Annotated in this window: 17 protein-coding genes and 2 pseudogenes; all 19 read right to left on the bottom strand. The window is 49.8% G+C overall.

From position 1 onward, the window contains the following. Positions 1–14 precede the first annotated feature (14 nt). The gene (locus ASL14_RS18925; protein ID WP_134913037.1) at positions 15–1,049 is read right to left on the bottom strand and encodes a rod shape-determining protein; all 1,035 of its coding nucleotides are present in this window, start codon (positions 1,047–1,049) and stop codon (positions 15–17) included. A 106-nt stretch (positions 1,050–1,155) separates the two neighbouring features. After that, positions 1,156–1,848 carry a RadC family protein gene (gene radC, locus ASL14_RS18920; protein WP_134913036.1) on the bottom strand — a complete coding sequence of 231 codons (693 nt, stop codon included), beginning with the start codon at positions 1,846–1,848 and terminating at the stop codon, positions 1,156–1,158. A gap of 13 nt (positions 1,849–1,861) precedes the next feature. Continuing rightward, the gene (locus tag ASL14_RS18915) at positions 1,862–2,470 is read right to left on the bottom strand and encodes a Maf family protein (RefSeq protein WP_134913035.1); all 609 of its coding nucleotides are present in this window, start codon (positions 2,468–2,470) and stop codon (positions 1,862–1,864) included. Positions 2,471–2,492: 22 nt separating this feature from the next. Then, positions 2,493–2,735, bottom strand: a complete 243-nt coding sequence (locus ASL14_RS18910) for a DUF4321 domain-containing protein (protein ID WP_044645689.1) — start codon at positions 2,733–2,735, stop codon at positions 2,493–2,495. Between the two features lie 121 nt (positions 2,736–2,856). Then, positions 2,857–4,125 carry an SPOR domain-containing protein gene (locus ASL14_RS18905; RefSeq protein WP_134913034.1) on the bottom strand — a complete coding sequence of 423 codons (1,269 nt, stop codon included), beginning with the start codon at positions 4,123–4,125 and terminating at the stop codon, positions 2,857–2,859. Between the two features lie 167 nt (positions 4,126–4,292). Beyond that, the gene (gene murC / locus ASL14_RS18900) at positions 4,293–5,672 is read right to left on the bottom strand and encodes a UDP-N-acetylmuramate--L-alanine ligase (protein ID WP_134914574.1); all 1,380 of its coding nucleotides are present in this window, start codon (positions 5,670–5,672) and stop codon (positions 4,293–4,295) included. Between the two features lie 6 nt (positions 5,673–5,678). Next, positions 5,679–7,055, bottom strand: a complete 1,377-nt coding sequence (locus tag ASL14_RS18895; protein WP_134913033.1) for a bifunctional folylpolyglutamate synthase/dihydrofolate synthase — start codon at positions 7,053–7,055, stop codon at positions 5,679–5,681. Between the two features lie 36 nt (positions 7,056–7,091). Then, positions 7,092–9,758, bottom strand: coding sequence for a valine--tRNA ligase (locus tag ASL14_RS18890; RefSeq protein ID WP_134913032.1), 2,667 nt, complete (start codon positions 9,756–9,758; stop codon positions 7,092–7,094). 408 nt (positions 9,759–10,166) lie between these two features. After that, positions 10,167–11,489: a LysM peptidoglycan-binding domain-containing protein gene (locus tag ASL14_RS18885; protein WP_134913031.1), complete on the bottom strand. Its 1,323-nt coding sequence runs from the start codon at positions 11,487–11,489 to the stop codon at positions 10,167–10,169. A 125-nt stretch (positions 11,490–11,614) separates the two neighbouring features. After that, positions 11,615–12,526, bottom strand: a complete 912-nt coding sequence (locus ASL14_RS18880) for an RluA family pseudouridine synthase (RefSeq protein ID WP_134913030.1) — start codon at positions 12,524–12,526, stop codon at positions 11,615–11,617. Further along, a complete protein-coding gene (hemL, locus tag ASL14_RS18875) occupies positions 12,523–13,827 on the bottom strand; it encodes a glutamate-1-semialdehyde 2,1-aminomutase (protein ID WP_134913029.1) in 1,305 nt (434 codons plus the stop codon). Before hemL ends, ASL14_RS18880 begins: the two co-directional genes overlap by 4 nt. Before the next feature lie 30 nt (positions 13,828–13,857). After that, positions 13,858–14,856 (bottom strand): porphobilinogen synthase, encoded by a 999-nt coding sequence (hemB, locus tag ASL14_RS18870; RefSeq protein ID WP_134913028.1) that lies wholly within the window; start codon positions 14,854–14,856, stop codon positions 13,858–13,860. Positions 14,857–14,901: 45 nt separating this feature from the next. Beyond that, positions 14,902–16,455, bottom strand: coding sequence for a uroporphyrinogen-III C-methyltransferase (cobA, locus tag ASL14_RS18865; protein ID WP_134913027.1), 1,554 nt, complete (start codon positions 16,453–16,455; stop codon positions 14,902–14,904). A gap of 4 nt (positions 16,456–16,459) precedes the next feature. Continuing rightward, positions 16,460–17,386 carry a hydroxymethylbilane synthase gene (hemC, locus tag ASL14_RS18860; RefSeq protein WP_134913026.1) on the bottom strand — a complete coding sequence of 309 codons (927 nt, stop codon included), beginning with the start codon at positions 17,384–17,386 and terminating at the stop codon, positions 16,460–16,462. Position 17,387: 1 nt separating this feature from the next. Beyond that, complete coding sequence (locus ASL14_RS18855) at positions 17,388–18,035, bottom strand: precorrin-2 dehydrogenase/sirohydrochlorin ferrochelatase family protein (RefSeq protein ID WP_134913025.1); 648 nt, start codon at positions 18,033–18,035, stop codon at positions 17,388–17,390. Between the two features lie 8 nt (positions 18,036–18,043). Further along, positions 18,044–18,870, bottom strand: a pseudogene (gene ccsA, locus ASL14_RS18850) (cytochrome c biogenesis protein CcsA). Positions 18,871–18,886: 16 nt separating this feature from the next. Next, positions 18,887–20,281: a glutamyl-tRNA reductase gene (hemA, locus tag ASL14_RS18845; protein ID WP_134913024.1), complete on the bottom strand. Its 1,395-nt coding sequence runs from the start codon at positions 20,279–20,281 to the stop codon at positions 18,887–18,889. Positions 20,282–20,534: 253 nt separating this feature from the next. Continuing rightward, positions 20,535–20,615, bottom strand: a pseudogene (locus tag ASL14_RS29625) (adenosylmethionine decarboxylase); the annotation flags it as partial. Positions 20,616–20,647: 32 nt separating this feature from the next. Then, the gene (gene yihA / locus ASL14_RS18840) at positions 20,648–21,262 is read right to left on the bottom strand and encodes a ribosome biogenesis GTP-binding protein YihA/YsxC (RefSeq protein ID WP_044645655.1); all 615 of its coding nucleotides are present in this window, start codon (positions 21,260–21,262) and stop codon (positions 20,648–20,650) included. Positions 21,263–21,266: the final 4 nt, after the last annotated feature.

Raw genomic sequence — 21,266 nt, 5'->3', positions numbered from 1 at the left:
CCTACACCCCCGATTCAACGTCTGGAACGGACGGCGGAACTGCTGCGCGATTTGAACAAATGAATATTTTCCAGCGCTCTGCCTGTACCGATTGCCACGCAATCCAGAGGATTTTCCGCTACGATAACCGGCATCCCGGTTTCAGCCGCCAACAACTTGTCCAAGTTGCGCAAAAGTGCTCCGCCACCAGTCAATACGATACCTCTGTCCATAATGTCCGCCGCCAGCTCGGGAGGGCATTTTTCCAGTGTTACTTTGACTGCTTCCACAATTGCATTCACTGTATCAGACAACGCTTCACTGATTTCATCCGAAGTAATCGTAATCGTCTTCGGCAAACCTGTTACCAGATCACGTCCACGAATTTCCGACGTCTCCACTTGTTCCAGCGGCATTGCGGACCCGACTTCCATTTTCAACTGTTCTGAAGTTCGCTCACCAATCATCAGATTATATTGACGCTTCACGTATTGGATGATGGACTCGTCCATTTCATCACCAGCCACACGCACGGAACGGCTCGTCACAATCCCGCCCAGAGAAATAACCGCTACCTCGGTTGTACCTCCGCCGATATCGACAACCATACTACCCGTTGGCTCCCATACGGGAAGATCAGCGCCGATTGCAGCTGCAAAGGGCTCCTCAATCGTGTACGCTTCCCGCGCGCCCGCTTGCTTTGTTGCATCTTCAACAGCACGCTGCTCCACCGCAGTAATGCCTGAAGGCACACAGACCATCACGTTCGGATGACGTGGAAACCAAGAACGTTGAGCTTGCGCCTGACGGATAAAATATTTGATCATCGTTGCAGTCGTGTCAAAATCCGCAATAACGCCATCCTTCATCGGACGGATCGCACGGATATTTCCCGGTGTGCGACCGATCATTTTTTTTGCAGATTCACCAACAGCTTCAATGGTTTTTGTGTCTGTACGTAATGCGACTACAGAAGGTTCACGAACCACAATCCCTTTTCCTCTTACATATACCAGCGTGTTTGCCGTCCCCAAGTCAATTCCTAAATCTTTTGTAAAGCCACCCAGCATGATGTTAATCTCCTTTTCTCTTCCCTGAAATCTGTTATCCATGTATAAACGGTTTATTCAGGCCGGCCTAGCCGGTCGGATTTAAATGTTTGATTTAAATAGTATATTATATCAGACCTTGTTCCTTCAAACTTACGAAGGTTCCGTCCCCGATCACGATATGATCGAGCACGTCGATGCCCACGATGTTGCCCGCTTCCATCAGGCGACGGGTCAACTGGACATCCTCCGGGCTTGGCTTCGGATCACCGCTCGGATGGTTATGAGCGCAAATAATCGAAGCACTGCTGCATTTGATCGCTGTCCGAAATACTTCACGAGGATGTACGATGGCGGAATTCAGGCTGCCCATGGATAGCGTTTCCTGGGCAATGACATGATTTTTAGTATTCAGGAACAGGCATACAAAATGCTCCTTCTGCAAATAACGAAGCTGCTCAAACAGCAAATCTGCCACGTCCCGTGGACAACTGATCACCGGGGTCTCCAAATGGCGTGACAATGCCAGCCGTCGCCCCAGTTCGATACCCGCTTTGAGCTGTATCGCCTTGGCATTGCCAATGCCTTTAATCTGGGTCAATTCGGTCATACTCATATCCACCAGTTGGCGCAAGTTCCCCGCCTGCTGCAAAATACGCTGCGCTAAATGCACCGATGACTCATTTTGTGTTCCCGTACGCAGTAATATTGCCAGCAACTCCGCGTTGCTCAAAGCATCCGCCCCATATGTCATCATGCGCTCTCTTGGTCGTTCTTCATGAGGGAGGTCGCGAAGCATCAGTGTTGGCGACTCTAACATATGTTTATCCCCTTTAAGGTTGCAACACGCTCACTCCGAATTCGGACAACATGTCCGACAGCAGGGAAAGCGGCAATCCTACGACGTTAAAATAACAACCCTGAATAGATTCCACCAGCGTAGCACCCAAACCCTGAATGCCGTACGCTCCCGCTTTGTCAGACGGTTCGCCCGTATTCACATATGCCACAATTTGCTCATGGCTCAAAGGCTTCATCGTAACCTCCGTTTGGCGGTGTCTGACAAGCGTTTTGCCGGTTACGGTATGTATGCAGGCCACCCCGGTGAATACACGGTGGGTTCTTCCCTGCAATGCTGTCAGCATGCGAACCGCGTCCGCATGGTCGGCAGGCTTACCCAGTACCAAACCATCCAGCACGACTATGGTATCACTGCCAATTACCAATCCATCTTCTTCGGACTGGCTGGCAATGTTCACGACCGCTTCGGCTTTGCGTACCGCAAGGGCCTCCACAATTTGCTGAGGCGTCCAGCTCTCAGGCGTGCTTTCATCCGCATGACTCGGCATCACGTCAAAGGGCAGTCTAAGAAATGAAAGCAATTCCTTCCTTCTCGGTGAAGTCGATGCCAGAATAATGCGGGGCGTAATTTTCCCGTCCATAAGGGAAGCTCCTTTTCATCAGTTAGAGCCTGCGGTACAGCCAGAACGCGGCGATGATGCCGATCAGACTAAGCAGGCTCAATTCAAAATTTATCGTTATGTTGTAGCTGATAATATCCAGATCCGCTCTCGGCGACCAGGATATCGTAGTGGGGTGGGTCAGAAAGGAAAGGAATTTGATCGATTGAAGAGCTTTGGCAATCCATGCACCCAAGAGCCAACCGAGCAACAAAAACAGTATAAGCATTCCTACATTTTTTTTCATCCTGATCTTCCCTCGCCATTTTTTGACACCTTCATTATTATACGGTGATTTCAACCGCAATACAAACAGAAATCCGGCATGGGGAACTATTTCCAGTTCCTTGCCGGAAAACATTGAGAATCTATTGTTTTATGAATTGTATAAATTCCTTCTCATGTAAAACATATTCCATCATCGAAGACTGAATTTCCCAAATGTGCTCCTTGGCTGTGTTCTTGTTATATTCTCCAAGTGCCGAGACTGCACTGTTCATCGCCTTTTCCAGCATGGATACGGAAGCAGCCGCTTCCTTCGGCAGGCCGGAGGGAAGCGCAGCGATATTTTGCGTCCACTGCTGGTGCAGATCGTTCAGTTCCTTCATTTCGGCGGCATTCGCCTTACCTGATCCGCCTGCTTCAAGCAAGGATGAGGAAAGCCCGCTCAGCTTGCCGACCAATGTGCTGCTTAGCTGAAAAAAGGTAGTGAGCTTTTCGCCTTCGTCCCCATAAGCTGCTTTTTCGAATCCAGGTAGTTGAAGCTCACGGACGTACAACTCGACTCCTTGTGTTTTCAGTTGATTGCTGAGCAACTTGGCCTGTTCCCTGTCCGGCGATATCCCTGCATAGACTCGGTTCTGATCCTCTGTGTCCCCACCAGCGGCAATGCCTGCCTTCAACAGCTCTTCCTTTGCTTGCAAAGCCCGTTCAGGGGTACTGAATACTCCGTATTGCAGCAGGTAATAGGTTTGGGAAGGGACCTGAGCCGATACAACTGTGACAGGAGCAGAATTCTCTTTTACAGATGGTGTATCTGTACTAACAGATTCTTTAAAGACCGGAATAGCCTCCTCTGTTGACGGAACTGATCCCGGGACAGCTCCACCTCCGTTAAAAAGCAGCAACATGATATATCCAAACATTCCCCCGGTCATCAACGCACTGGCTACTGAGCCAATCAGCTTCCATCTGGAGGGATGGGGCGGGCGCTTTCGGTACTCTTGACTGGAACGATGAGTTTCTTCTTCATCCTCTTCCGTACCATCTGGCAGAAAATCCGTATCTGACCAGGAAGCTGCTGACCGCCCAAACGGATCATCCCATCCTTCCTGCACGATGGGAGCGGGAGCAAAACGTCGCCTCGTGCCAGGTCTATTCACGCCCGGTGGCTCGTTAATTTCTGAAATTCGTTCAGTCTCGCTGTTTGCACCTATGCCGCTAATTCTTTCTGTTCTTTCATGCTGGTTAGCAGCTTGAGGCTGTTTCTCGCTTTCATACCGTTCCGCTTTTTTATTTGTTTCACGCTGCTGGCTAGTTATCGGCCCGGTTTTGTACGGAAGCACCTGTAGCCTTTCCTCTCGGCTTGCCTCCGACGTCTGTTGATCGAACCGGAATGTCATCTTTGCCTTGTTCACGGATGCACTCCCTCCTTGTCCCATACTTCCTCATAGTCTGTTGTATGAGTCAGGAAGTGAAAATATGCCCCGGGCACTACAAAAAAGGGTATCCCGAGGACACGTTTCGTGTTCGGGATACCCTTGAATGGTTGTATTTCATAGGCATAACGCCTTATAGATACTTATTAGACTTGCCGTTCGCGCAGAAGGCGTGCCAGTGTGTCGCCCACTCTCCAGATATCTCCCGCGCCCATTGTCAGCACAAGATCACCCGGCTGAAGGCGATCCTTCAACTCGTCGATGACAGCTTCCTTGGTTGGCAGATAAATGGCATTCGCGTTGCTGTTCTGGACAATTAAATCCACGAGCTTGGAAGAATGCACACCTTCAATTTGTTTTTCTCCCGCCGGAGAATAAATGTCGGTAATAATGACTTCATTCGCCTCGCTGAAAGCACGACTAAACGCATCCAGCAGGAAAAAAGTACGGCTGTAGCGTTGCGGCTGGAACACGGCAATAATACGCTTTCCAGTCACTGTAGCTGCACTAATCGTAGCCTCAATCTCTGTTGGATGATGGGCATAATCATCAATAACAAGAATGTCATTGCTTTCGCCAAGCACCTGAAAACGACGCTTTGCTCCGTGAAACTCCACAATAGCCGCAGCAATTTGCTCAAATGGGATACCTGCTTCCAAGCAAGAAATCACACTAGCCATAGCGTTGTACAGATTATGTTTACCCGGTACAGACAATTCGATGGTTCCAAGCGCCGTCCCTTTGCGGTTCATGGTAAAGCTTAATCGACGGTCACCCAACTGGATATCCGTTGCCGTATAATCTGCTTCATGCTCGACTCCATAGGTAATGACTCGAGTCTGAATCTGAGGCAGCATTTCCCGTACGTTCTGATCATCAGCACATACGATAGCCGCGCCATCCGGCCGGATTTGACTCAAGAACTGTACATAGGCACTTTTCAGACGATTAAAGTCGCCATCATAGTTTTCCAAATGGTCGGCTTCAATGTTGGTCACGATACCTTGCCAAGGATGATATTGCAGGAAAGAACCATCGCTCTCATCCGCCTCGGCAACGACAAACTCGCTTTTGCCTGCTTTGGCATTCGTCCCCAAATTCGTGATTTCGCCGCCAATAATGTATGTTGGATCGACATTACATCTCTCCATGACCAGAGCGATCATCGAGGAGGTTGTCGTTTTCCCATGTGCTCCCGCAACAGCTACTCCCTTACGCTCGTTAAGCAACCTTGCGAGCATCTGGGAACGATGCAGGGTCGGAATATTCAATTCCTCTGCTGCCACCCGCTCCACATTGTCACGGGACAGTGCCGTCGAATAAACGACGATGTCCGCCCCTGTAACGTGCTCAGGCGTGTGCCCGAGGTATATTTTTGCGCCTTTCGCCGCCAGTTTTTCTGTCAGCTCCTGTGATGCCACATCTGAGCCTGTCACGGTATATCCCATCTCCAGCATGACCCGAGCAATCGCGCTCATCCCGTAACCGCCGATACCGATAAAATGAACATGTTCCGAAGTAATCAACAAATTTCACCAACCTTTTTCCGAATCGGTTTGATACATAAGGGTAGCCCGTACATCCGCAATGAGATACAGTGTTCCGGACACCACCCCCAGATCTTCCGCTTCCGTATGTGACTGAAGCAAGCGAAGAGCCTTTTTCCAGTCACCTTCTACAATAATTTTCAAATCCGTTTTGGCAAAGGACGGCCGCAGCTTCTCCACGAGATGAGCCAGTTCAGCGGCATTCATTTTGCGGCGGAAATCGGGCTCGGTCAGGATAAGCGTATCCACTAGTGGCAGTATATGCTGCAAGTATGCTTCATGATGCTTGTTTGACAGCATACCCATCATTAAAACCATTTTTCGGTACGAATACAGTTGGGGAAGACTCTTTGCCAGCGTCTGCGCCCCTTCTGGATTATGAGCACCGTCAATAACAATTCGCGGCGAACTGCTGACCTGTTCTAGACGACCTGCCCATGCTGCTTCTCTAAAACCCTCCAGTAGTTCAGCGTCATCCAGCACAAAAGCCATATACTGACGAAGCACCTCAAGTGTCATCAGAGCTCCTGCCGCATTAGCACATTGATGCTCGCCTAACAACGTGATGCCGATTTCCATGTGTCGGAAGGGTCCCGCAAACGAAAAAGTCTGTCCTGTTTCGTCCCCATTCAGCCGTTCATACGTAAACTGTTCTCCTGCTAGATACAAGGTAGCTCCCTGCTTTGCCGCCGTTTCCCGTATAACCTGAATAGCCTCTGGCTGAGATACACAGCTAACAACAGGTACGCCTGGCTTGATAATTCCAGCCTTTTCGCCTGCGATCTGTTCGAGTGTATCCCCTAAAATATCCGTATGGTCATAGCCTACATTCGTAATGACCGAAACGATAGGACTCACGATATTAGTTACATCCATCCTTCCCCCGAGGCCCGTCTCCCATACCACAACATCTGGAAAAGTCACCGTTGCATAATATAAAATAGCCAACGCTGTCGATACCTCGAACATCGTGGGTGATCCCAAATCACTGACCGCGATTTCCTTGACCAACGGATACAAACGATTGGCAAGTAAGACCAGTGTATCATCGGGAATATCCGTCCCGTTGAATTGGAATCGGTTCGTAAACCGGGTGATATACGGAGACGTAAAGGTTCCCACATCATAACCGCATTTCAGCAGGACAGAGGTTAAGAAAGCACAAGTCGAGCCCTTGCCATTGGTTCCGGCAATATGCACAAATTTAAGATGCCGTTGCGGATCACCCAACATGCTCATTAACTGCTCAATCCGTTCCAGTCCGGGTCTGATTCCGAACGGAATCAGACCGTTAATCCATTCCACTGCTTCATCATAGCTTTGTAAAGGAGCTACTCCCCCGCCCCTGATCGTATCTGACATTCTCTTCACCTTCAGGTCATTTTATAGTTAGTGGAATTATCCCTTGAGTTCTTCGATCCGTGCGATAACTTTGGCGCGCTTATCCGAATAATCGGCTTGCTTGGCCTTCTCTTCCTCGATGACTTTGGCTGGTGCCTTCGCCACGAAGCCTTGGTTGGACAGCTTTTTCTCCACGCGCTCCACTTCACCGTTCAAATGCTGAAGCTCTTTTTCGAGTCTGCTAATTTCCTGGGCAATATCAAGCAGCCCGGCTAACGGCAGGTATAGCTCTGCTCCGCTGACTACAGAAGTCATGGCTTTATCTGGAACAGATAACTCCAATCCCGCGTCAAATTCAGACGTATTACAGAATCGACGTACATATTCCCCATTGCGGCTAATGATATCGAGAACGGCTTGATCGCCGGGTTTTACGAGCAATTCGATCTTTTTACTCATCGGCACGTTCACTTCAGCCCGGATATTCCGCACAGCGCGAATCACGTCGATCAGCAAATTCATTTCAGCTACCGCATCCTTGTCCTCGAAAGCCGGATCATAGACAGGCCAAGCGGCCAGTGTAATCGTTTCGCCTTCATGCGGAAGATGCTGCCATATTTCCTCGGAGATAAACGGCATGAACGGATGAATCATGCGCAGTGTCCGGTCCAGCACATACGCCAGTACGGACTGTGTTTTCTTTTTCGCCTCTGCGTTTTCACCATACAGGGAAAGCTTCGCAAACTCGATGTACCAGTCGCACAAGTCATCCCAAATAAAGTTATACAGAAGGCGGCCTGTCTCGCCAAATTCATAAGCATCTATTAGACGCGTGATATCGCGTGAAGTTTCGTTCAAACGGTGTAGGATCCAGCGGTCAACTGTGCTCAAGTCACCAGTAATGTCGATATCCGCCGCAGTAACCCCTTCCAGATTCATCAGCGCAAAGCGTGACGCATTCCAGATTTTATTGGCAAAGTTACGTGCCTGCTCTACCCGTTCCCAACGGAAACGAAGGTCCTGTCCAGGCGTGCTGCCTGTAGAAACCATATAACGCATGGCGTCCGTACCGTATTTGTCGATTACGTCGAGCGGATCTACACCATTGCCGAGGGATTTGGACATTTTCTTTCCATCCGCATCACGAACCAGTCCGTGCATCAACACATCCTTGAACGGAATTTCCTCTGTGAACTCCAGGGCTGTAAAAATCATCCGCGACACCCAGAAATAAATAATGTCATAGCCTGTAACCAAGACATTGGTCGGGTAGTAGCGTTTGAGATCCTCAGTCTGCTCAGGCCAGCCCAGTGTCGAAAACGGCCACAAGCCAGAGCTGAACCATGTATCCAGCACGTCCTCATCCTGTTTCAGCTTTCTGCCAGCATATTCAGGCAAGGTTGTAGGGTCCTCCACCGATACAATAACTTCTCCGGTTTCTTCATCGTACCAGGCAGGAATACGATGTCCCCACCACAATTGACGGGAAATACACCAGTCACGCACATTTTCAATCCAGTGCAGATAAGTACGCTCAAAGCGATCCGGGACAAAGTTTACGCCATTGCCAGCCTTCTGCACTTCAATCGCTTTGGCTGCCAGAGGCTTCATTTCCACGAACCATTGTGTAGACAGATAAGGCTCTACAACCGCACCTGTACGTTCGCTGTGGCCCACCTGATGCACATGCTCCTCGATACGGATCAGGACGCCCTGCTCTTTCAGATCAGCGACGATTTGCTTGCGGCAATCACTGCGGTCAAGGCCCTGATATTTGCCTGCTTCGGCATTCATCGTACCTGTTTCATCCATAACAGTAATCTGTGGCAACTGGTGACGTTGGCCCATTTCAAAGTCATTCGGATCGTGAGCAGGTGTAATTTTAACCGCACCGCTACCGAAGTCTTTTTCTACGTAGTCGTCCGCAATAACCGGAATTTCTCGTCCGATAATCGGAAGTACAAGTGTTTTGCCGATCATATGCTTGTAACGTTCATCCTCAGGATGTACGGCTACTGCTGTATCGCCCAGCATGGTTTCAGGACGCGTGGTGGCTACAGTGATAAACCCGCTGCCATCTTGAAGCGGATATTGCAGGTGATACAGATTGCCGTTTACCTCTTTGTATTCCACTTCAATATCTGACAAAGCCGTACGTGCAGCAGGATCCCAGTTAATGATGCGTTTACCGCGATAAATCAGGCCCTTCTTGTACAGCTTGACGAATACTTCGCGAACAGCTTGAGACAATCCGTCATCCAGCGTAAAACGTTCACGTGAATAATCGAGGGAGAAGCCCATTTTTTCCCATTGATTATGGATATTGTCCAGGTATAGATCCTTCCATTCCCAAACCTTCTCCAAAAATTTCTCGCGTCCCAGATCGTAGCGCGTCAAGCCTTCCTCACGCAGCTTCTGCTCTACCTTCGTCTGGGTGGCAATGCCCGCATGGTCTGCTCCTGGCAGCCACAATGCGTCATAGCCCTGCATCCGCTTGGTGCGAATAATAATGTCCTGCAAAGTAAAATCAAGAGCATGTCCAATGTGCAGCATGCCTGTAACATTCGGCGGTGGAATAACGATCGTAAAAGGTTCTGCCTCTGGAAGTCGCCCAGCGCGGAAATACCCTTTCTCCATCCACGTTTTGTACCATTTTTTCTCTGTCGATTTTGGATCGTACGTTGTCGGCATTTCCAAGGTTGTCTTGTTGTCTTGTTCTGACATATCAGGATACCTCCATGATTTTTCAATTGGCAAATAAAAAAAGCCCTTCATCCTCAAAGGACGAAAGGCTGTTCTCTCGCGGTACCACCTTTGTTTCACCCCTAGTGTATGTATCCACTGATCCATTACACATGGTGTGACACTTATGCAGATAACGGCTGCGGACCGGCCTTATTCTACCGTGAACCTCGTACCTTCCGTTGGGATTAAATGAGGGACCGTTCGAACAGACGACTCCCGGGTGACTTCGGCCAGTAGCTTCCTGCGGAACCTCACAGCGCTGCAATTCCACTCTCTGAAGGGCTTGCTGCCTACTCTTCCCGATCTCAGTCTTTCAATAGCTATACCACATCATACATTTCCCATTGACTATAGTCAACACCCGTTGCTCATTTTCCAATGACCGGGTTAAGGGATGTACAATACCTGCCCTTCTTCCACATGTTGCTCTGCCAGCCTGTTATACAATTGAAGCTCCCGTATGCTGAGTTGGTAGCGGTCAGCGATGGTTTCCAGCGTATCTTCACGCTGCACGATGCATAGTCGGACCTTGCGGAAAGACGTTTCATCCTGTGTATGGAAAAAAAGGTTTTTCCACTTGGCATCCTCACGCTCTTCTTCGGCCTCCTGCGCCTGGCCCTGCGGTTCTTGCTCCAGTTGCTGCTGGTATTCCGCTTCCTTCACCGAACGACTGGATTGGAGCAAAGATGAGTAGACCACCTGGTCCGGCTCGTCTGCTTTTTCGTCCTTTTTGCTGTTCAACGCCACGCGCATCTCCGGCTTATCGTCGGCAACAGTATCATGGAACGCACCGTCCACCTGCTCTAATGTCTCAGGTCTAAAATCATTCACCTGACCTGCTTCAAGCTGCGGCTCCAAATAGATCTCCGACTCCGTAGCATGATGCGGTTCAGCAAGCAAAGGATCATAGACCACATCGGGAGCGGTGGAGGATATTTTCGGGTCACTTCCCGTCCATGCTTCCTCTTGCTGAAATCCCCATACTTCCGGTGTCTCATGCTCATGCTTTACCCCGGAAGTGCTATCTTCAACAGCTTTACCCGCCCAAGGCTCATAGATCCGGTTCGGGTCTACAGGAGGCTCATAACCTTGCTGTTCCGATGATGACTTCTGTTCCCCATACTCCTGTGACGGCTGTTCCCAGGAAGCGTACTCCTGCTGAGCCGGTACCCTGTATGAAGATTCAGACTCCGTCGTGTGATTGAATACAGAATCCTGGGTGGCATAAGTTTCTTCCTGACGCTGCTCTCCATTCGTGGAAAAGGGTTGAGCGGGATGTTCAGGTGCGTGCACCACCGTAAATTCCTCATCCAGCCAAACCGCTGTCTCCTCCGCATGGGAGCTTTCCACCCCGTGCAGGGAGAGAACACCAGTAATATTCAGACTACGTAATGACAGCAGGTCCACATCAAAATTCTCAATCTCAACAGAGATGTCTTCCAATCTTCCTACCCGATTCAGTGGAATCGTAATTTCCACAGGGATCAAATGATGAAGCTCGTTCGTTACCTGTTCAGGTGTGCGGTACACGCCCTCCAGCAGCAAATGCCCTCGCAAAGCGGCATGGTCGCCGTGGGTTACAACCTGAATGCGTGGCAGAAGCTCAATTTCCTCCAACTCAGCAATCCCGGCAGCTTCCTCCGTCAAATGAATGCGTTCATAAATATCAAAACGCAAGCCTTGCGGCTGATCATTCTGTTGTTTGTTCAAGGATGGCATCCTCCTTTGGGCAGCCTCCGCACATCCTCTGACTCCTGTCAGGCGCACGGAAACTCCATATTGCAAACCGTTTCTAGGTTCAAGTATATGCGCCAAAATAGAAGGCATGCCATCTTTTATAGCTGTTTATGCAGCTTTTGAAAATCATCCGGCCAAGCATCTTCCACAGTAATCGTTTCTCCGCTCAGCGGATGACAGAAGGTAAGACGCTCTCCGTGCAGCGCCTGCCTGCCAAAATCAGTAGCCCGTCCCCCGTATAATACATCCCCCAATAACGGATAGCCCGCATGGCTAAGATGAACGCGAATCTGGTGCGTTCGGCCTGTTTCCAGTGTTAAATATACGAGGCTAACCGCCTTTTGACCGCTCCCCCACACTTCACCAAGTTCCACATGGGTAACTGCGCTCTGTCCGGTCAGAGAAACACGGCGACGCTGCTTGTGATGCCTGTCCTTGCCAATCGGCCAATCCAGCGTCCGCAGTGATGAAGGGACTTCACCCCGTACCAAAGCCACATAACGGCGACCGATATCCTTGGCCCGCATCTGCTCGTCCAGCTTGAGCAACGCGAATTCATTTTTGGCATACAGCACCGGTCCTGTCGTATCCGTATCCAGACGATGCACATGCCGTACTGCCGCATGGATGCCATTCATCTCATAATACGATGCGACCGCATGATCCAACGTCAGTGGACCATCTTTTACAGCTCCGTCCGGGTGTACCGCCATACCCGCCGGTTTGTGTACGACCAGGCAAAAATCATCCTCATACAACACCTTCAAATCGTACCAGCGAGGGGTCACGCCAAGGTCCGTAACGGGAAAAAGGGCCAGCCGCAGCCGGTCCCCCGCAAGTTCGATCTGCTTTTCGTGTCGCAGTCTGCGCCACAGCTTATCCGGTAGCTCCAAACGGTTCAGCAACCAGCGATCTACAGCATCGGTGCGATGTTCACCCTCTGTGATTTCCCGTCCCGGTGTGACTTCCAGCCACGGTCCCCGTCTTTTCCAGCCGCCTTGCCAGCTCATAGACGTTTGAGCGCGCGATAGTTCGCTTCAATGGTAGCATCAATATCTTCCACCGTATGCACGCCCGACACAAACATGCCCTCAAATTGGGATGGCGCCACACTAACTCCCTCGTTCACCAATTCGGTAAAGTAACGACGAAAGTGGTCCTGATTACTTGTTTTAGCTGTATCAAAATTGACAACCTTCTCTTCCGTGAAAAATGGACAAACCATGGAGCCTACACGGTTGATCGTGACAGGTATGCCCAGCTCACGTGCATTACGTTCAAATCCGGCCTGAAGCCGTGCTGCCCGTTCTTCCAGTCGATCATATACTTCTGGCGTCAGCAATTTAAGCGTCGAATAGCCTGCTGCCATAGCCAGCGGATTTCCGCTAAGCGTACCCGCCTGATAGATCGGACCAGAAGGTGCAATCTGTTCCATAATATCGCGACGTCCGCCATAGGCACCTACAGGCAGACCTCCGCCAATGACTTTACCCAGGCATGTGAGATCCGGGGTTACACCAAAGCGACCTTGAGCTGAATGAAGTCCTACCCGAAATCCGGTCATGACTTCATCAAAAATCAGCAGGCTTCCATACTGCCGGGTTACCTCACGCAAACCTTCCAAAAATCCAGGCTGTGGCGGTACAACTCCCATATTTCCAGCGATCGGCTCGACAATAATGGCGGCAATTTCCTCGCCAAATTTTTCAAAGGCCAGTTTCACAGAAGCCAAATCATTATAAGGAACGGTGATCGTATGTGTGGCCACGGCTTCGGGTACACCCGGACTATCGGGCAGACCCAGTGTTGCCACGCCAGAGCCTGCTTTAATCAGCAAGCTGTCCGCATGACCATGATAAGAGCCTTCAAATTTAAGGATTTTGCTGCGGCTCGTAAATCCGCGTGCAAGTCGAATCGCGCTCATCGTCGCCTCGGTTCCCGAGTTGACCATACGAACGATATCCACGGAAGGAACACGCTCACAAACGAGCTTCGCCATTTCGGTTTCCGCCAACGTTGGCGCTCCGAAGCTGGTTCCTTTGACAACTGCAGCCTGTAGAGCCTTGACGACCTCAGGATGTGCATGTCCCATAATGAGCGGTCCCCATGAACAAACATAGTCAATATAGGATTGACCGTCGATATCATATACCTGCGATCCTTCTCCACGGTCGATATATACAGGTGTAATCCCAACAGCTTTAAAAGCCCGAACCGGACTGTTTACGCCACCCGGAATATATTGCTTTGCCTCATCAAAGGCTACTTTAGAGCGCACATCCTCGCGCACCGTTCGTTGTTCGTTGATCATTCTGACCACTCCTGTCTTCTAAAAATACACTTATTGCTTCAACCATCTTGCCGCATCCTTGGCGGAATAAGTAATAATCATATCTGCACCCGCACGCTTCATGCTTGTCAAAATCTCCAGCACCATCGCTTTTTCATCAATCCAGCCTTGAAGAGCTGCCGCCTTGACCATCGCGTATTCACCGCTGACGTTGTAAGCCACCAGAGGCAAATCAAACTGGTCTTTAATTGTACGCATCACGTCCAGATAGGAAAGGGATGGCTTCACCATCAGCATATCCGCACCTTCCAGCACATCAGATTCTGCTTCTCGCAACGCTTCACGTGCATTGGCAGGGTCCATCTGATAGGATTTGCGGTCACCAAACTGCGGCGCAGAATCTGCGGCTTCCCGGAAAGGGCCGTAAAAAGCAGACGCATATTTGACGGAATACGACATAATCGGAATATGTGAGAAGCCCTCCAGATCCAGTCCCTGCCGAATCGCCTGTACAAAACCGTCCATCATATTGGATGGCGCGATAATATCAGCGCCCGCTCTGGCTTGAGAAACAGCTGTACGCACCAGCACCTCCAGAGATTCGTCATTCAGCACTTCACCACATACCTCACCATTATGCTCATGCATGTGGACCATGCCGCAGTGCCCATGATCCGTAAACTCGCACAAACAAGTGTCAGCCACAACCAGCAGCTCGGGATAACGCGACTTGATCAGACGTGTAGCTTCCTGAACAATACCATCGTCCACAAAAGCAGAAGTCCCCAAGCTATCCTTCGTCTCCGGTATGCCAAACAGGAGCACGGCAGGAATGCCAAGCTCACTAATTTCTTTCAGTTCTTCTTCCAGTTGATCCAGAGAAAAGCGGTACACACCGGGCATGGAGCTAATTTCCTGCTTCACTCCTGTACCGAATGTTACGTAGATCGGCTGGATAAAATCAGCCGGATTCAATACCGTCTCACGCACCATGCTACGGATGGCAGCAGATTGACGCAAACGGCGATGTCTGGTAAAAGGAACACTCATGATTGCAAACCTCCAGTTTTTATACATTCATTTGGTAAAATAAAATTATGATGTCACAGCATTCGATTGTTTCCAGTCACATAGCGATTGGATCAGACTTTCAATAGTTGCCTTTTCCGCCATGAAACTGACGGTCAGGCCCGCCTGGGTCGCTGTTTCTCCAGTGAGAGGGCCAATCACAGCGATCGTCACTCCCTCCAGCAGCGACAGCGGATCTTCGACTCCCATCTGCCTAAGTGCTTCCAGAAAAAAGGTGACTGTTGAGGAACTGGTAAAAGTAATCGCATGGATGGCACGTTCCTCAAGCAGCTTGAGCAGTTCATCATCCTGTGCGTTTGCGGCCAGCACGGTTCGATACAAATCGGCCTCAGTCACCTCAAGTCCCAGCTCTCTCAGCTTCTCCGGCAGCCAGGTCCTGGCAAGATCTCCTCTTGGCAGAAATACGTTCTGACCTGCCTGCAAATCCTGCTCAAACGCTTCGAGTAAGCCCTCTGCCTGAAAAGGGCCTTCGATCTGCTCCGCTTCAATTCCGTGCGTACGAAGTGCCGCCGCTGTAGCCGGTCCGACTGCGGCAATACGCGCCTTAAATAGCGAACGAACATCCTTGCCTTGTTCCTTCAGATGAGTGAAAAAGTATTCCACTCCGTTAACGCTGGTAAAAAACACCCAGTCGTATTCAGGCAATCGTGCAAACGCCTCAGTAATTTGTCGTTTCGTTGGCTCGTCCGTTGGGACAACCGTCTGGATGACGGGAAATTCATAAGGCTCGCCGCCAAGCTCTTCAATCCGATGAACCAGACTGCTGGCCTGTGCGCGCGCACGTGTAACCAAAATCCGCTTGCCGAACAAAGGCATATCCTCAGCCCATTTTAACTGTTCACGCTGATTAACCACTTCTCCGACGACGATGACGGCGGGAGGCTGAAAATTCGCGGCTTTCACCTTGGCCTCAATATCTGCCAGCGTACCCACCAGTGTATCCTGCTCCGCACGGGTTCCCCAACGGATCAAAGCAACGGGTGTGCTAGGCGGCTTGCCGTGCTTCATCAGTTGCTCACTAATATAGCCGATCTTCGCCACACCCATCATAAAGATCAGTGTGCCCGTTGCGTTCGTTACTTTATCCCAATGAATACTCTTGTCGAGCTTGTCTGGACTTTCATGACCCGTAATGATAGACAGCGATGAGGCCATATCCCGGTGTGTGACCGGAATGCCCGCATAGGCAGGTACACTGATCGCTGATGTAATGCCGGGTACGATCTCATAGGAAATACCGTGTTTGCGCAGCAGTCCGGCTTCTTCGCCGACCCGCCCAAAAATGGTGGGGTCCCCGCCTTTGAGCCGGACGACCGTTTTTCCTTCTAGAGCCAGATCCACCAGTAATTGATTGATTTCCTCTTGCTTCATGGTGTGACGATCCGGCAGCTTGCCGACATATATTTTCTGAGCACCTGGCTTCATCAAACCTAAAAGTCGAGGGCTTGCCAGTCTGTCATAGACAATCACATCACCCAGTCGAATGCATTCCCAGCCCTTGACCGTAATCAGTCTTGCGTCTCCGGGTCCTGCGCCTACTAAATATACCTTTCCCGCCATTCCATCATCCCCTCACCTGCGCCAGAATCTGTTCCGCTCCTTTGGCGATCAAGCTAGCCGCCACCGCTTCTCCCAACTTTTGCGGATCATTTCCCTGGAGCGTTTCCTTCAAAATAACCTCGCCATCCGGCGAGCCTACCATACCCGTGAGACGGATCTCTTGATCAACCCAGACTGCGTGGGCCCCGATCGGCACCTGGCATCCCCCGTTCAGCACGCCAAGGAAGGTTCGTTCTGCCGCAACCGTAGCCGAGGTATCCCGGTCGTTGTATAGATGCAGCAATGCGAGTAGCTCTTCATCATTGGCGCGACATTCAATACCGAGCGCTCCCTGCCCAACTGCCGGCAAACAGTCTTCCTCTGGTATATAGGACGTAATTCGGTCTTTCCAGCCCATCCGGTGCAAGCCTGCAGCCGCCAAAATGATGGCGTCAAAACCTTCAGTCTCCAGCTTTTTCAAACGGGAATCAATATTACCGCGCACAGGCTCCAATTGAAGATCAGGTCGTAATGACTTGATTTGACTGGCTCTGCGCAGGCTGCTCGTACCGACCTTTGCCCCTTGCGGCAGGTCGTCCAAGCTCTTGGACCCCAGAGTAACGAAACAATCCCGCGGGTCTTCCCGACGCGGTACCGCGCCGTTCACCAGCCCTTCGGGCAATTCTGACGGCATATCCTTCATACTATGTACTGCCATATCAATTTCACCTGCCAACATGGCCTGTTCAATTTCTTTGACAAACAGCCCTTTGCCACCCACCTTGGACAACGTTACATCCAAAATCCGGTCGCCCTTGGTCAATATTTTTTTTACGACAAACTGCATATCCAGCCCATGCTCCGCGCACAGCACGTTCAAATCCTCAATGACATGCCCGGTCTGAGTTAGCGCAAGCGCGCTCTGTCTGCTACCTACCACAATTGTTCGCATGCTATTCCTCCTGATTTTGCGCAATCCATATGTCCATCTCTTCTTGCGTCCATGCCGTAAATTCCTGACGTCGTATTTGCTCCAAAATTCCGCTGCTCGCCAAACGTCTCAGCAGTTTCGCCCTTTGCTGCGGGGAAGATATGGTACGTTTAATTGCCTGCCTCATATCGTACATGAAATCCAGATACGGCTCGTATTCGCTACCAAACAGCGTATCCAAAGCCGATGTAATTTCGGATGTTACTGCTGGACCCGCACCTGCGGTGGATACGCTGATCGTTAGCCTACCCCGTCGGATGATGCCCGGCGTTATAAAGTCCGCATCTTCCGAGCGGTCCGCCACATTTACAAGTATACCCCTTCGCACAGCCTCATGCGCAACCGTATTGTTCACTTCTCTCCGGTCGGTCGCCGCATATACAAGAAAGGCCCCCTGGAGGTCACCCTCGCGGTATACGCGATTTACCCAGTGGAGCTGCTTATGATCGGCCAGAACCTGTAAATCCGGCGTTATATTCGGACTGATGACGGTAATGAACGCCCCGCTTTCCATCAGTCCCTTTACCTTGCGTTCCGCTATCCTTCCTCCGCCCACAATACAACAGAGCTTATTTTTACAATTCAGCGAAATCGGCACAAAATGTTGCAAATGGCCATTCACTCTCCTGTCCACTGATGAAATACAGACCAGGAATTCAGCAAAAAGTTAAGAATCAATAGCGTGTAGCCCACCAATGCCCACTTCGCCATCACAAGGCCCGACTTCTGATTGAATCTTTTGCTCACTAAAAATACAATATACACGCACAGAGCTATCGCTGTCATCAATACTTTCGTATCCACTAGCAGACGCCAGCGTTCTTCAGCAATAATAGAGATGACGGCAACTACAATGGAGACCCCAAGCAAAGGAGTACCAATCAACAGCGCCATATGGGTATACCGATCCATCATTTCCAGACTCGGCAGACGCCGGATCGTATCATTCCATTTCTTGACTTTCAATTTACGATGCAAAAACAGATAGAGCCCCGAAAATACAGCCGCTACCGTCATGGCTACAAAGCCAAGATTAGCCAAAGCGATATGGATGAGAAGCAGCCCATGCACCGTATGCCAATTTCCAAGCGGATTGTCGGTGGGCTCCATCCATATATTATTGAGCACAAGAACCGCAAAGCTAATAATGTTAAGCAGCAATACCGCAAATTCCGACCGCTGATAGCGTGAGAGAATTAAAGAAATCAGGACCAAAATAAATGAAAACAGAAATAAAAATCGTAGGTTACGAAAATAGGAAGATGTCCTTCGTTCCAGGTTCTTATTCCCATATAAACAAGCTGGAGCACAAGAACGACAGCAAGAAGCCCTGTACCTGTCCGTTTGGCACTCGCATTACGGCGAATGCCATCCGAAAATACAAACAGAAGGCTCAGGGCAAAAACGTAAATCATCGAATCATATATAAGCGTGCTTAAAGCCACGTTCACTCACCCGCCTTTACAGGCCAGCCGGCGCAAACGACGCTGGCGAGGCTTGGGCCTGACCAGATTTTTCATGAATACCGGCCTCCGGTTTCATTAACGCGGATGCATCGCTTTTATCTACTTTCTGAGCGGCGTCCTCCAAACGATCCTCCAGAGCAAAAATGTGGCTAAACAGTTCAAGCGCCTCATTCCCCTGCTTTTGGACAGCCAGTTCCTTCACCGAATTGATCGGATCATGCATCATCTGGTTCAGCATGCTCTTCGTCAAGCGGCTAATCACTTTGCGTTGTCGTTCATCCAACTCGGGAAGCTTGTTGAACAAGCTTTCGAGCGTATCCTGATGCACGGACTCTGCTTTTTCCTGTAAAGCACGAATCACCGGACGCACTCCCATCGTTTTTAACCATTGATAAAACTCGCCAAGTTCTCCTTCGATCATATGCTCAATTTTGGCAGCCTCAGTACGGCGCATTTCCAAATTGCTCTCCACGATGCCTTCCAGATCATCAATATCGTAGAGAAAAACATTCTGCAATTCACCAATAGCCGGGTCCAAATCACGTGGAACCGCAATATCAATCATAAATAAAGGACGGGACCGACGACGTTTCATATTGGCTTCAACCCGCTCACGATCCAGAATATATCCTTGTGCACCTGTGGAGCTAATGACAATGTCCACATCCGCCAACCGATTCATACCTTCCTCCATCGTGACCGGCGTTCCATGAAACTTGGAAGCCAAATCTTCCGCTCTGGATAAAGTCCGGTTCGCCACAATGACCTCGGCTGCTCCACCGCTGTACAAATGCTTAACGGTAAGCTCGCTCATTTTACCCGCGCCGAGAATCAGCACTTTTTTATCGGTAAACATCCCAAAAATTCGTTTGCCCAGTTCAACTGCTGCATAGCTGACGGATACGGCGCTTTCTCCAATGGACGTCTCCGAATGGGCACGCTTGCCCAATGTGACGGCCTGCTTAAACAGCATATTAAACCACGTTGCAGTAATTTTCTGGGATTGAGCCTGAAGAAAAGCGTTCTTCACCTGTCCCAAAATTTGTGTTTCCCCGATTACCATAGAATCCAAACCACAAGTCACACGGAACAAATGCCGGATGGCCTGCTCGTCCTCATATATATATAGATGCTGTGTAAATTGATCGCGAGGAATGCCGAACCATTGCTCCATAAAACTGCGTATAAAATAACCGCACATGTGAAGGCGGTCCACCACGACATAAATTTCAGTCCGATTGCAGGTTGCGACAATTACGCCCTCCAACACACTTTTGGTGAGTTTGAGTTGTTCCAGCGCTTTTGGCAAATCTTGTTCTGCAAATGTAAATCGCTCTCTGACTTCCACAGGCGCCGTACGATAATTCAACCCAACAACGACGATGTGCATTGCAAATTCACCTGCCTAAACTGTAATAAGAATAACCACTGTTATCATAAACTATGTTAATTATATCACAGAAGTCCGAATCTCCTCCGGCTGTTTTATGAATTGTTTATGAAAATTGGATGGCAAACTCGAACATCCAATACGTCTGTATCGTTTGATATAGTTTGAGCCATTTTTAAAGCAAATAACCATGGATTAAATCCATGGTTATAGTGTGGGACGCGCAAATGGCTCCATTGAAAACGATTTATACTCATTCTGTGTGCTTGCACTCCGGTGTCTCTACCTGAAGTTCTTCCAACCCACGAACCAACTTCTTCGCATATGTCTTTTCCGATAGAACGCCCTCCATGGACGTCCTTCTTCTTAGATTTCCGGTTGTTCCTCGTCTTCGTCGTTCTCAATATAGCTGGAGATGACCGACCATAGCTCATCCTTACCCATGCCTTCTTCAGATGAAAAGGGGATAAACAAACCCCCAGGAAGTATTCCGAGTTCCTGCTTGATTACTTTATAATGCTTCTCCCGCCGTGTTTTGGGGATTTTATCTGCCTTCGTGCCTACAACGCATACCGGGAGTCCGTTATGGCGTAACCAGTCATACATCATGATATCATCCTTAGACGGTGGATGACGCAAATCGACCATTTGAAGCACCAGCTTGAGCGGCTCCCGTTCCAGCAAATACGACTCAATCATTTGCCCCCAGGCTTTACGGGACGTTTTGGATACCTTTGCGTAGCCGTAACCCGGAAAATCGACGAAATAGAGATCATCATTAATTCGGTAATAATTGAGCTGCTGTGTTTTACCCGGCGTAGAGCTGGTGCGCGCCAAGTTTTTACGACTAATCAACCGATTAATCAGTGACGACTTCCCTACATTGGAACGCCCCGCCAGGGCAATCTCCGGCAAAGCGTCCACAGGGAACTGATCGGGGCCAACCGCGCTAATAATAAATTCTGCTTTTGTTACTTTCATCGTG

It is taken from the genome of Paenibacillus sp. IHB B 3084 (assembly GCF_001447315.1).
Classification (GTDB): domain Bacteria; phylum Bacillota; class Bacilli; order Paenibacillales; family Paenibacillaceae; genus Paenibacillus.
This window is presented reverse-complemented; position numbering and strand designations above follow the sequence as displayed.